At 72.0% G+C, this 11,676-nt stretch carries 10 protein-coding genes; 1 reads left to right on the top strand and 9 read right to left on the bottom strand.

Translation table 11 applies throughout. The features are described from left to right. Positions 1–92: 92 nt before the first annotated feature. From ACWGJO_RS39190 to ACWGJO_RS39150, 9 genes are all read right to left on the bottom strand, one after another. On the bottom strand, positions 93–809 hold the full coding sequence (locus tag ACWGJO_RS39190) for a DUF2306 domain-containing protein (protein WP_452190422.1): 717 nt from the start codon (positions 807–809) through the stop codon (positions 93–95). Positions 810–843: 34 nt separating this feature from the next. Then, positions 844–1,617: an SDR family oxidoreductase gene (locus tag ACWGJO_RS39185; RefSeq protein ID WP_452190420.1), complete on the bottom strand. Its 774-nt coding sequence runs from the start codon at positions 1,615–1,617 to the stop codon at positions 844–846. Then, positions 1,610–3,163 carry an FAD-binding oxidoreductase gene (locus ACWGJO_RS39180; RefSeq protein ID WP_452190419.1) on the bottom strand — a complete coding sequence of 518 codons (1,554 nt, stop codon included), beginning with the start codon at positions 3,161–3,163 and terminating at the stop codon, positions 1,610–1,612. Before ACWGJO_RS39180 ends, ACWGJO_RS39185 begins: the two co-directional genes overlap by 8 nt. Positions 3,164–3,284: 121 nt before the next feature. Further along, entirely contained in the window at positions 3,285–4,451 is a 1,167-nt protein-coding gene (locus tag ACWGJO_RS39175; protein ID WP_380553387.1) for an LLM class flavin-dependent oxidoreductase, read from the bottom strand. Positions 4,452–4,558: 107 nt separating this feature from the next. After that, positions 4,559–5,401: a class I SAM-dependent methyltransferase gene (locus tag ACWGJO_RS39170; protein ID WP_359915346.1), complete on the bottom strand. Its 843-nt coding sequence runs from the start codon at positions 5,399–5,401 to the stop codon at positions 4,559–4,561. Next, a complete protein-coding gene (hppD, locus tag ACWGJO_RS39165; protein WP_452190417.1) occupies positions 5,391–6,482 on the bottom strand; it encodes a 4-hydroxyphenylpyruvate dioxygenase in 1,092 nt (363 codons plus the stop codon). Before hppD ends, ACWGJO_RS39170 begins: the two co-directional genes overlap by 11 nt. A 15-nt stretch (positions 6,483–6,497) precedes the next feature. Next, a complete protein-coding gene (locus tag ACWGJO_RS39160; RefSeq protein WP_452190416.1) occupies positions 6,498–6,719 on the bottom strand; it encodes an MbtH family protein in 222 nt (73 codons plus the stop codon). Further along, positions 6,716–8,470 carry an amino acid adenylation domain-containing protein gene (locus ACWGJO_RS39155; protein WP_452190414.1) on the bottom strand — a complete coding sequence of 585 codons (1,755 nt, stop codon included), beginning with the start codon at positions 8,468–8,470 and terminating at the stop codon, positions 6,716–6,718. Before ACWGJO_RS39155 ends, ACWGJO_RS39160 begins: the two co-directional genes overlap by 4 nt. A 38-nt stretch (positions 8,471–8,508) precedes the next feature. Then, on the bottom strand, positions 8,509–10,083 hold the full coding sequence (locus ACWGJO_RS39150; RefSeq protein ID WP_452190413.1) for a 4-hydroxyphenylacetate 3-hydroxylase family protein: 1,575 nt from the start codon (positions 10,081–10,083) through the stop codon (positions 8,509–8,511). 213 nt (positions 10,084–10,296) lie between these two features. Between ACWGJO_RS39150 and ACWGJO_RS39145 the strand changes: the two genes are divergently transcribed. Further along, positions 10,297–11,634 carry an extracellular solute-binding protein gene (locus tag ACWGJO_RS39145; protein ID WP_452190411.1) on the top strand — a complete coding sequence of 446 codons (1,338 nt, stop codon included), beginning with the start codon at positions 10,297–10,299 and terminating at the stop codon, positions 11,632–11,634. The last annotated feature ends 42 nt before the right edge of the window (positions 11,635–11,676 follow it).

Genomic DNA, 11,676 nt, shown 5'->3' with positions numbered 1-11,676 from the left:
CTCGGGGGTCGTCGCCGACGTACTCTATTAGGAACAGAGCGGGGGCCGGGGGGCGGGCCGGCCCGCCCCCCCCCCCCCGCGGGGAGGAACCGTCAGCGCACCAGCTGGGCGGCCCGGGGGCCGGTCCGCTCCAGCCACCAGTGGGCTACCAGCAGATTGACCACCCAGCCCGCCCAGTTGGCCACCTCCAGGAGTACCGGGAGGTCGAGCTTGAAGCCGGGGATGTACCCCATCAGCTCCACCACGACCCGGCCCCAACTGGTGCCGAGGGCCATCGCGAAGCTGTAGACCATCCAGCGCCGGTGGTCGACGAACCGGCGCTGCAGGGCGGCCCGCAGCCCGAGCACGGTGGTGAGCAGCCACAGCCCGCCCATCATGGCCAGGCCGATCTTTCCGCTCGGGGCCGTGGAGTAGGGCAGCAGCACCAGGGCCAGCAGGCCGCCGGGCAGGGCCCCGGCGAAGATGTACACCCGGCCGCTGATCCGGTGCACCGCCGGGTGGTTGCGCCGTATCCACGGCAGGACCTGGAGGAAGACCGTCACCATCGAGATGTTGCCGAAGACGACGTGCCCCACCAGGACGGCGTAGTGCGCCGGGAAGGACGTGTCCAGGGGGATCCTGGCCTGGCCCGGGCCGCCGGTCAGGTACCGGGGGAAGGCGTACACCAGATTGAAGACCACGAGGACGGCCAGGGCCGTCACCCATGGGCTCTGCCACCAGCTCGGTGCGGTCGCGCCCGCTCCGGTGCCGGGTCTCGTGCGTTCCGGTCCGGCGGCCAGGGCCCCGGACGGCTTCGTGTTCCTTGTCACCGCTGATCCTCGACTTCCGTTGGGTCCGGGTGGTTCAGTGGTGGTACTCGCCGGCGTTGGCGTCCAGGCAGTGGCCGGTGACGGCGCGGGACAGCGGGGACATCAGGAACAGCACGGCGTCGGCGATCTCGTCGGGCTCGGGGAGCCGGCCGAGGTCGAGGGTGGCCGCGATCTCGTCGTAGATGTCCTGCACGGTGACGCCGCGCTGCGCGGCCCAGTGGCCGAAGCCCTCGCGCAGGGCGTCCGCCCAGATGTAGCCGGGGGCGACGGTGTTCACCCGGATGCCCTGCGGGCCGAGCTCGGTGGCCAGGCTCTGGGCCAGCGACAGCAGGGCGGCCTTGCTCATCTTGTAGGCGCCGAACAGCCGCTTGGAGTGCCGGATCACCGCGGAGTTGATCATGACGACCGAGCCCCGGTTCTCGGCCAGGGCGGGGGCGAACAGCCGGGTGAGCCGCAGCGCGGCGTAGACGTTGGTCTCGAACCCGGTGCGCACGTCCGCGAATTCGACCTCGCCCAGGTCGACCAGCGGGGGCACCGCGAAGGCGTTGTTGACCAGGGCGTCGATCCGGCCGAAGGCCTCCGTCGCCGTCTTGACCAGGGCGGCGGCCGACTCGTCGTCGGTGATGTCGGTCGGTACGGCCAGAGCCCGGCGCCCGGTGCGCTCGACCTCCGCGGCGATCTCGGCGAGCCGGGAGGCGGTCCGGGCGGCGAGCACCACGTCCGCCCCGGACTGCGCGGCGCGCAGGGCGATGGCCCGGCCCAGGCCGGGGCCGACCCCCGAGACCACGACGACCTTGTTCTCAAGCATCCTGATCCTCCAGCAAGTCCGGCTGTGCGTCGGTTGGTTCGATCGACAGTGCGTGGCGGAACACGTTCCGGGGGTCGTACGCCCGCTTGACCCGCTGCAGGCGCGGGTAGTTGCCGCCGTAGTAGAGCACCGACCAGGGCACCCCCGAGGTGTTGAGGGCGGGGTCGGCCAGGTCGCGGTCGGGGTAGCCGATGTAGGCGCCGTCGGTGAACCCGTCCGGGACGGGGACCCCGCCGGTCCCGGCGTGGACCTCGCGGTAGAACTCCCGGACCCAGGAGATGCAGGCCTCGTCCTGGTCCGCGGACAGCCAGAAGCCGCCGCTGTAGAGGACCTTGAGGATCGAGTCCCGCTGGGCCGTGGCGGTGGCGTCGGGGGCGACGGTGTTGACCCTGCCGCCGAAGCCGGCGACCACCAGGCACGACATCGGGTTGATGTGCTCCGGATCGCTCAGGTAGCGCCAGAGCACCCCGAGCTGGCGGTCGGTGAAACCCTTGCGCAGGTAGGCGGCCTTGTCCTTGTAGCGCCCCTTGGGGTCGTTCGGGAAGCTGTACGAGGGCAGCCAGGAGCTCAGCCAGGGCACGACCTCGGTGACGTGCACCGACGGTTCCACCCCGACCCCGGCGCTGACCGCCTCGAAGTGCTCGGCCAGCACCTTCTCGGCGTCCGGCCCCTCGTGGTCGATCACCACGACCATCCCGAAGGCCCCGGAGTTCCGGTGGGTGACGATCAGGTTGCTCCACAGACCGGCCGCCGGCGCGTCGGCGTCGTCGTGCTCCTCGTACCAGGTGCAGTAGTTGCGCAGCAGGGTGGCGAGGGCCTCCTCGGTCATGCCCTCCCAGGGCCACATGACCGTCCGCTTCCAGACCCGGGCCGGAGCCCGGGGCAGCAGCAGGGCCGGGTCGGTCGAGTCGGCCCCCGGGGTACGCAGCCAGAACCTGGTCACCACGCCGAAGTTGCCGCCGCCACCGCCGGTGTGGGCCCACCAGAGGTCGTGGTGCGGGTCCTCGGGGTCGGCGCTCGCCACCACGGCACGGGCCCGGCCGGACTCGTCGACGACCACCACCTCGACGGCGTGGAGGTGGTCGACGACCAGGCCGTCGCGGCGCGAGAGGTGGCCGTAGCCGCCGGCCGTGAAGTGGCCGCCGACGCCGACGTCCAGGCAGGTGCCGGCCGGGACCGTCACGCCCCAGCGCTTGAAGAGGGTCCGGTAGACGTCGCCGAGCAGGGCGCCTGAGCCGACCTCGATCGCGCGCCGGTCGGGGTCGTAGGAGATGCCGTTCAGCTGGGACACGTCCAGCAGGACCCGGACGTCGGGGGAGGCGGTGAAGTCCTCGAAGCAGTGCCCGCCGCTGCGGACCGCGATCCGCCGGCCCGTCGCCACCGCCTCGTCGACGGCCGCCACCACCTCCTCGGTGCCGGTCACCACGTGCACCTGGTCGGGCTGTCCGACGAAGCGGTGGTTGTAGCCCTGGACGAGGTTCTCGTACCGCGGGTCCCCGGGCCTGATCACCACCGGCCCGGTCGGATCAACGGTCCTGTCGGTCATACTCGTTCGTCCTTCCACGGGCCGGGCGCGCGCGGCGCCGGCGGTCGGGTCCCGGGGTCCTGGGCGGGGCCCGGGGGCCGCGCCCCGCCCCTGCGGCGCGGCCCCGGGCGGGGAGGTCCGGCTAGCCGGCCACCGCGCCGGAGCCGGACGTGGCCGCGAACAGCTCGGGGGCGACGTCCTCGGCCATGGCCCTGGCCGACTGCCAGGCGACCTCGTGCGTGGTGCCGACACCGCCGCAGAGCAGCACGAAGCGCCGGAAGCCGGCGGACGTCAGCGCCTCCAGCTTGGCCCGGACCGTCTCGACCGATCCGACCAGGGCGAAGGGGTTGCGGAGGTAGGACTCCGCGGGGGCCTCGAACACGCCCTGCACGCCGGTGTCGCCCTCCTTCGCCAGCGAGGACAGCGGGCTGTCGGCGGGGTCGGCGCCGGCCATCCGCGCCAGCACCCCGCCGGCGGTCTCGATGTGCGAGACGAAGCCGTCGCGGACGAGCTCCGCGGCCTCGCGGTCGGTGTCGGCGATCACGGTGAAGCAGCTGGCCGCGACGTTCGCCATGGAGAGCTCGTGCCCGTGCTCCTTGCCGACCTCCAGGTAGCGGTGCAGGCGGGCGACCATCTCCTCCACGCTGATCTTCGACATGCCGCCGGCCGCCGGGTCGAGGTTCAGCCCGGTGAAGACGTTCCAGCCGCGGCGGGCCGCCATGGCGAGGGACTCGTCCGTCTCCGCCGCCACCCACAGCGGCACGCTCGGCTGGACCGGCCGCGGCCAGACGGTGACCTTCGCGACCTCGGCGTCCTGGAGGAAGGCGGTGTACGCGGGGGTCAGGTCGTCCTTCGCCACCGGGTGGTCGATCCGGTTGACGGCGCCGTCGATGAGGTCGGCGTTGTGCTCGAAGGCCGCCCGGTCGCCGCGCCGGCCGAGGCCGATCTCCAGCCGGCCGCCGGAGAGCACGTCGATCATGTTGAACTGCTCGGCGAGGTGCAGGGGGTGGTGCAGCAGTGCCAGGTTCACCCCGGAGACCAGCCGGGCGCGGGTCGTCCGCGCGGCGATCGCGGCCAGCATGACGTTCGGGTGCGGGGAGATCGACGACGGGCCGAAGTGCTCCGGCAGGCTGAGGCCGGCGTAGCCGAGGCGCTCGGCCTCGACGCAGTGGTCGAGGTAGGTCTCGTAGAGGCGGGCCCCGAGCACCGGGTCCCACTCCTCCGGCGAGCGCGACCCCGACGGCGCGTAGGTGAGGTTGTCCCAGTAGACGAACTTGACGCTGTTCGGGTCCTCGGAGAGTGTGCTCATGCCGGTGGTTCCCCTCTGTTCGCAAGGCTCGCAGTGGATGTGAATCAATCTAGCCAGGCGGCCGGAGGCCGCCATCTTCCAGATTGCGCGCGCGGTTCGGGCCGGTTTCAGACCGTGCCCGGGGCCTCCAACGACCGTGCCAGCGCGGCGGCGTCGGAACGCACCCGGCCGCCGAGGCGGGGGCGCTGACCGGTGTCGGAGTACTGCCGGGGCCGGCTGCCGCCGGTGCGGCGCAGCACGGTCATGCTGTTCTGCCGCAGCTTGCGGCTCTCCAGCAGGTTGAGCATCTCGAACTCGCCGGGGGCCATCCGCTGGGTGTCGGCGATGTACTCCAGGATCGCCTCGCCCTCGGGGTAGGTCATCAGGTAGTGCATGACCACGATCCCGCCGTCCGGATCGATCAACTCCCAGAAGTTCTCGAAGAAGTAGAGGCAGTCCCAGGCGTCGACCCAGGCGAAGTCGATCGGCCGGAACTCCTCGGGGAGGCGTCCGACGGCCCCGCGCATGTCGGAGTTGACGACGGTGACGCGCTCGGCGAGGCCGAGCTCGCCCAGCACCTCCGTCACCAGCGGGGCCGAGGAGCCGGCGTCCGAGAGGTCGTCGACCGCCACGAACCGCGGCCGGTACGGCTCGCGGTAGCCGCCCGGCAGCAGCAGCGCCGGCTCGCTGTCGATCCACGCCTCGTCCAGCTCCCGGTCGTCCGCGAGGTACGGCAGGGTCTTGCGGACCAGTGCGGCGGCCTCGGCCCCGGCGAGTTCCTCGGCCTCGGCCAGGGCCTTCGCCAGGAACGGGGTGGTGTAGCCCATGCCGACCTCCAGCACCCGGTGGGGCCGGACCAGGTGGATCAGCTGGGAGAGCAGCGGCGCCACCACCTCCGTTCCCATGCCCGGCACCCGCAGCCGCTCGACCGCGGTCCGGAAGCGCTCGTCGGGGATCGTGTCACGCGTCATCGCCGGTGCCCCTGCCCTGCTGGTGCTCGATGGCCTGGTAGAGCGCCTTGATGTTGCCGCTGCCGAAGGAGCGGGCGCCCATCCGCTCGATGACCTCCAGGAAGAGGGTGTTGCGGGGGTGCACGGACTTGGCGAAGATCTGGAACAGCTGCCCGTCGTGGTCCTGGTCGATCAGCAGGTTCAGCCGCTCCAGCTCCGCCACCGAGTGCCGCAGCGGGGTGAGCCGGTCCGGCAGCAGCCGGTAGTACGCCGGGGGGGTGCCCAGGAACTCCACGCCCCGGGCGGCGATCGCGTCGACCGAGCGCACGATGTCGTCCGTGGTGAAGGCGATGTGCTGCACGCCCGGACCGCCGTGGTCCTTCAGGAACGAGTCCAGGTGGCCGGAGACCTCGGACGGGTCGGGGGTGATCAGGGTGAAGGTGACCGTGCCGCCCTGCACCACGTTGGTGATCATCACCTGGCCGTTGACCTCGATCCGCTCCGTGAAGATCGGTTCGAAGTCGAGGACCTCGCGGTAGAAGGCCACCGTCGTGTCCATCTGCCCCGGCTCGACGCAGATCGCGAAGTGGTCGACCTCCCGCAGGCCGCAGCCCGGCCCGGCCGACCCGGCCGGGCCGGCTTCGGCCGGCGTCAGCCCGGGCAGCAGCCGCTCGTCGCCGCCCGCCGGGCGTTCGACGAAGGTGTGGGCGATGTCGCCGACGCCCATGATCGTGGCGGTGACCACGTCGCCGTGCGCGACCGGCGCCGACACCGGCCGGGCGCCGCGGCGCACCGCCGTGGCGAAGGCCGCCCGGGCGTCCGGGACGCGCAGCGCGATGTCGGCCACCCCGTCGCCGTGCTTCTCGACGTAGGCCGCTCCCGGGTGGTCGCCCACCACCGGCTGGCCGAGCAGCAGCCGGATGCCGTTGGCGCCCAGCGCCACCGAGCGCAGCTCCCGCGCCTGCGGGGGCGAGCTCGCGTACACTTCCAGGCCGTACCCGCGGACCAGCCACTCGGTGGTGACCGCCAAGTCGGCGACGTAGCAGGTGATGTGGTCGACGAGCATGCCGCCGAAGGTCTCCTGACCCGCGTCGAGGCTCATGTTCCGGACTCCTCGTCACTCGTCGGGCTGCCCAGGGGGGCGCCCGGTGAGGCCGTTCGGCCCCAGATCCGTCCAGTGCTCGTTCACGTAGGCGAGGGCGGCGGTCCGGTCGGACGGCCCGTGCTCGGGCGTCCAGCCCGCCGGTACCGAGGCGTCGGCCGGCCAGAGCGAGAACTGGCCGCGCGCGTTGACCAGGACCGTGAACTCGCCGTCGTCGGCGTCGAAGGGGCTGCTCATGCCCGCTCTCCTTCCGGCCGGTCCAGCAGGCCCTCCAGGGCCGCCACCGAGGGAACGTCGAAGAACTGGGTGACGGTGAGCGGGATCTTCAGCTCGGCCCGGATCCGGCTGACCAGCCGCATCGCGGCCAGGGACTGGCCGCCGAGCTCGAAGAAGCTGTCGTCGACCCCGATCTCCGGCACCTCCAGCACCTCGGCGAACAGGGCGCACAGCTGCCGCTGCCGCTCGGTCGCCGGCGCCCGGCGGGTCGAACCGGTCACCGGCTCGGGCAGCGCCCGCCGGTCCAGCTTGCCGTTGGGGGTCAGCGGGAGGGCCGGCACGCTCACGAAGGCCGTCGGCACCATGTACGCCGGCAGCTGCTCCACCGCGTGCGCCCGCAGCGCACCCGCCTCGATCCCGTCGGACTCCGGGACGTAGTACGCCACCAGGCGCTTCTCCCCGGATTCCGACTCCCGTGCCACGACGGCGACATGGGCCAGGCCGGGATGGCGCGCCAGTGCCGCCTCCACCTCGGCGGGCTCCACCCGGAAGCCCATCACCTTGAGCTGGTCGTTGGCCCGGCCGAGGTACTCCAGCAGGCCGTCCCGGTCGACCCGGACCAGGTCCCCGGTGCGGTACATCCGCTCGCCCGGCCCGTCGAAGGGGTTGGCCACGAAGCGCTCGGCCGTCAGATCGGGCCGGTTGAAGTAACCGCGGGCCAGGCCGCGTCCGGCGATGTGGAGCTCGCCCACCCCGCCGACCGGCACGGGCCGCAGCCCGGCGTCCAGGACGTGCAGCCGGACGTCGTCCATCGGCCGGCCGACGCCCACCGGGCCCGTGGCGAGGTAGGGGGCGGTCATCGGCGCGCTGGTGCTGAACAGCGTCGCCTCGGTGGCGCCGTACATCGCCCGCACCACCAGGGAGGGGTTGTGCTCCAGCACCCGCTGGACGGCCGAGGGGGCGATGACGTCGCCGCCGGTGAGCACCTCGCGCACACCGGCGAGGCAGCCCGGGTCCTCCTCGGCCAGCACCCGGAACAGTCCGGCGGTCAGGTGGATGCCGGTGATCCGCTCCTCGGCGATCAGCCGGCGCAGGGCGTGCACGTCGAGGTCGCCCGGCGGGGCCACCACGATCCGCCCGCCGTGCAGCAGCGGCACCCAGAACTCGTACGTGGAGACGTTGAAGGCGTACGGCGCCACCATCAGCACCCGCTCGTGCCGGCCGTCCGCCCAGATCGAGTCCAGGGCCAGGCCGAGCGCGTCCCGGTGGGCGATCGCGACGCCCTTCGGCACCCCGGTGGAGCCCGAGGTGTGGATCACGTAGGCGAGGGCGTCCGGGCCGGTCGGGACGGCAGGGTCCGTCGCGGGGTAGCCCGCGAGGCCCTTCTCGCCCTCGACGACGACCACGTCGGGGCCTTCCGGCAGGCCCTGCCGGCTCATCGGCTCGTCGGTCAGCAGCACCGGCGCCGCGCAGTGGTCCACGATCCACTGCTTGCGCGGCAGCGGGTGGGCACTGTGCAGCGGCAGGTAGCACCCGCCGGCCTTGAGCACGGCCAGGATCGCCACCACCAGGTCCGCCGACCGCTCCATCAGTACCGCGACCGGCGACTCGGCCCCCACGCCGAGTTCGCCCAGCCGGTGCGCCAGCCGGTTCGCCCGCTCGTCCAACTCGCGGTAGCTGAGCCGTACTTCGCCGGACGACACGGCGATCGCGTCCGGTGTCCTGAGCGCCTGTTCCGTGAAATGCCCCTGAAGGGAAGGGGAAGCCACCATGCCCTCCGATCCTCATCGATTGGTTGTCGGTGCCCGGATCAGCTGTCGAGCAGCCCGTGGACGGAATCACTCAGGTCGGCGAAGGAGGACAGATCGGGTACCGTCCATCCGTTCAGGTCGTACTCCGCCAGGCACTCGTCGACCAGGCCCTTGTAGGAGTCCAGCTGGCCGTTGGCGAGCTGGGCGAAGAGCAGTTCGATCCGGGTGTTCTCGTGACTGCCCGCGTAGTTGCGCTCGTACAGCTCGTGGCGACCGCCGAACTCGCTGCCGACGGCGTCCCAGAGCAGTTTCATCACCTTGACCCGCTCGACCGCGTCCACGCCGCCGGAGCCGCGCAGGAACCGGTCCAGGTAGGGCCGGATCTCCGGATTGCCGAAGTCCTTGGCACTGGAGTTGACGTAGACCAGCCCGCTGGCCACGTCCTGGAGGACGATCTCCCTGATCCGCGGGTAGCCCGTCTGCATGAACCACCGATAGGCCAGGCCGTACTGGGAGTTGGGCAGCACCGCGCCGTTGCGCCAGGCGACCGGGTTGCGGGCGGCCGCGTCGGACAGCCCCCAGAACAGGTTGCGCCAGGCCAGCACCTCGCCGAGCCGGCTCTGCACCCCGCGGAAGTCCCCGGTGCCGGTGATGTCCAGGGCCTTGGCCAGCAGGCCGGCGATGAACTCCAGCTTCACCGCGAGCCGGGTGCAGCCGTGGAAGGTGAACCGCTCGATGAAGCCGGACTGGCCGGTGAACATCCGGATCTTCTCCGGCTGCCCGTAGACGAAGACGTTCTCCCACGGGATGAGCACCTTGTCGAGCACCAGGATGGTGTCGTTCTCGTCCAGCCGGGAGGAGAGCGGATAGTCGAACGGGCTGCCCATCGCCGCGGCCGTCGCGGTGTAGGACGGGCGGCAGATCAGCTTCATCCCCGGCGCGTTCATCGGCACGGTGGCCACCAGCGCGAAGGTGCGGTCCTTGATCGGCAGGCCGTAGTGCGCGATGAAGTTGTAGTGCGTCAGCGCGGAGCCGGTGGCGACCACCTTCGCGCCGGACACCACCAGGCCGGCGTCGGTCTCCCGCTCGGCGTGGATGAAGACGTCCTTCACCTGGTCCGGCGGCAGGGAACGGTCGACCGGCGGGTGCACGATCGCGTGGTTCCAGTACAGCACCTTCTCCTGCGACTCGGCGTACCAGCGCCGGGCGTTGTCCGCGAACGGCTCGTAGAAGTCCGCGTTGGCGCCCAGGGTGCCGAGGAAGGAGGCCTTGTAGTCGGGGCTGCGGCCCATCCAGCCATAGCTCATCCGCGCCCAGGCGGCGATCGCCTGCTGGTCGCCGACCAGGTCCTCCGCGCTGCGCGGGGTGGTGAAGAAGCGGTGGGTGTAGCCCTCACCGCCGCTGTCGACCGGCGCGGTCAGCACGGGCCGGTGCCGGGGGTCGTGCAGGGCGTCGTAGAGCCGCGCGGTCATCCGGACCGGATTGTGGAACGCCGGATGGGCGGTGACGTCCTTGACCCGATCGCCGTAGAGGTAGATCTCCCGGTCGTCGCGCAGGCTCTCGATGTACTCCGCCCCGGTCAGCGGGCGAGTTCCGCGCGCACTTCCGGCGGTGGTTTCCCGGGCTTCGGCCATCAGACGCCTCTCCTTGCTGCCAGTTCACCGGACGGATCGAGAGTGACAGCCCGGGAGCGGCGGTGGCTTCTCCCGACGTGCGCCGCTTGCGGACCCGGGTGACCCGCGCCGCCCGCACGGCCCGGACTCAGCACGAGCGGAGATGCCCGCGGTCCGCCGCCCCCGGAGCATGAGCATCTGGATTTGCCAGGCCTGCGCAGGAGGGACTCCGGAATGAGCAAGCGAATCGACATCGACATCGTGGTGCCGCTCTACCCGTTCATGCCGTACTTTCTCGACCGGACCAGGGAGTTGGCGGAGAAGTTCACGGCCAACCACCCCGAGTACCGGATCAGGGTCAGCGGCGCCGACTGGCTGTCGGTGCCGCAGACGGTTCACGACGCCGTCCAGCAGGGCGGCGCGCCGACCATCGCGCAGTACTTCTACACGTCGACCCGGGACGCCCTCGACGCCCGGCGGCCCGACGGCTCGCCGCTGTTCACCTCGGTCGAGCGGGCGATCGCGGGCCGCACCGAGATCCTCGGCGAGCCGGTCGTCCTCGGCGACGTGGCGCCCGCCGCGCGGCACTACTACACCCACGACGGCGCCGTGGCGGCCATGCCGCCGCTCACCTCGACCACGCTGCTCTACGCCAACACCACCCTGCTGGAGCGGGCCGGGATCACCGAGGTCCCGCAGACCTGGGCCGGGATCGAGGCCGCCTGCCGGGCCGTCGCCGCGCTTCCGGACGGGCCGGCCCACGCGATCACCTGGCCCAACCACGGCTGGTGGTTCCAGCAGTCGGTGGCCCAGCAGGGGGCGCTGCTGGCCGACCACGACAACGGCCGCTCCGGTCGCGCGGAGAAGGTGTACCTCGACTCGGACGCGATGCTCGCCTACGTCGAGTGGTGGCGGGGGCTGCACCGGGCGGGCCTGTACCGCTACCACCCGAGCCGGGTGAACACCGAGGTCGACTGGGACGGCAACTTCCGCGCCTTCGCCGGACAGGAGGTCGCCTTCGTGCTCACCACCTCGGTCGAGGCGGCCCGGATGGCCCAGGCCGGCCTGGACGGCGGCTTCGTCGTCCAGGCCTGCCGGATGCCGTACAACGACCGGGTGCCCTACGCGGGCAACGTGATCGGCGGCGACGCGCTCTGGCTGGCCGCCGGCCTGGACCGGGAGACCCAGGACGGCGCCCTGGCCTTCATGCAGTACCTGAACACTCCGCGCACCGCCGCCGAGCGGCACCGGGAGACCGGCTTCATCCCGGTCACCGGCGGTGCGATCGACCTGCTGGAGCAGGAGGGCTGGTTCGAGCGCAACCCGCACTTCCGCACGGCGCTGGACCAGCTCGCCGCCAACTCCGGTTCGCCGGCCGCCCGGGGCGCGCTGCTCGGGGAGTTCGCCGGGATCCAGGACATCCTGACCACCGCCATGCACGACGTGCTGGTCACCGACGTGGAACCGCGGGTCCGCTTCGCACAGGCGAACGCCGAGGCCCAGCGGCTGCTGGACCACTACAACGACGCCTGCCGGGGCCTGCGCCCCCGCGGCCCGATCAGGGTCGGCTGACGACGGGGCCGACGGTCCCCGCCGCACGCGGCGGGGACCGTC

The organism is Kitasatospora sp. NPDC054795, assembly GCF_053611565.1.
Note: the sequence above shows the minus strand (reverse complement) of the source record. Positions and strands in the feature narration are given on the sequence as shown.

Excerpts from the sequence above, each read along its gene's own strand:
- ACWGJO_RS39185 (WP_452190420.1), bottom strand. The coding sequence starts at position 1,617 with ATGCTTGAGAACAAGGTCGTCGTGGTCTCGGGGGTCGGCCCCGGCCTG.
- ACWGJO_RS39180 (WP_452190419.1), bottom strand. The coding sequence starts at position 3,163 with ATGACCGACAGGACCGTTGATCCGACCGGGCCGGTGGTGATCAGGCCC.
- ACWGJO_RS39175 (WP_380553387.1), bottom strand. The coding sequence starts at position 4,451 with ATGAGCACACTCTCCGAGGACCCGAACAGCGTCAAGTTCGTCTACTGG.
- ACWGJO_RS39170 (WP_359915346.1), bottom strand. The coding sequence starts at position 5,401 with ATGACGCGTGACACGATCCCCGACGAGCGCTTCCGGACCGCGGTCGAG.
- hppD (WP_452190417.1), bottom strand. The coding sequence starts at position 6,482 with ATGAGCCTCGACGCGGGTCAGGAGACCTTCGGCGGCATGCTCGTCGAC.
- ACWGJO_RS39160 (WP_452190416.1), bottom strand. The coding sequence starts at position 6,719 with ATGAGCAGCCCCTTCGACGCCGACGACGGCGAGTTCACGGTCCTGGTC.
- ACWGJO_RS39155 (WP_452190414.1), bottom strand. The coding sequence starts at position 8,470 with ATGGTGGCTTCCCCTTCCCTTCAGGGGCATTTCACGGAACAGGCGCTC.
- ACWGJO_RS39150 (WP_452190413.1), bottom strand. The coding sequence starts at position 10,083 with ATGGCCGAAGCCCGGGAAACCACCGCCGGAAGTGCGCGCGGAACTCGC.
- ACWGJO_RS39145 (WP_452190411.1), top strand. The coding sequence starts at position 10,297 with ATGAGCAAGCGAATCGACATCGACATCGTGGTGCCGCTCTACCCGTTC.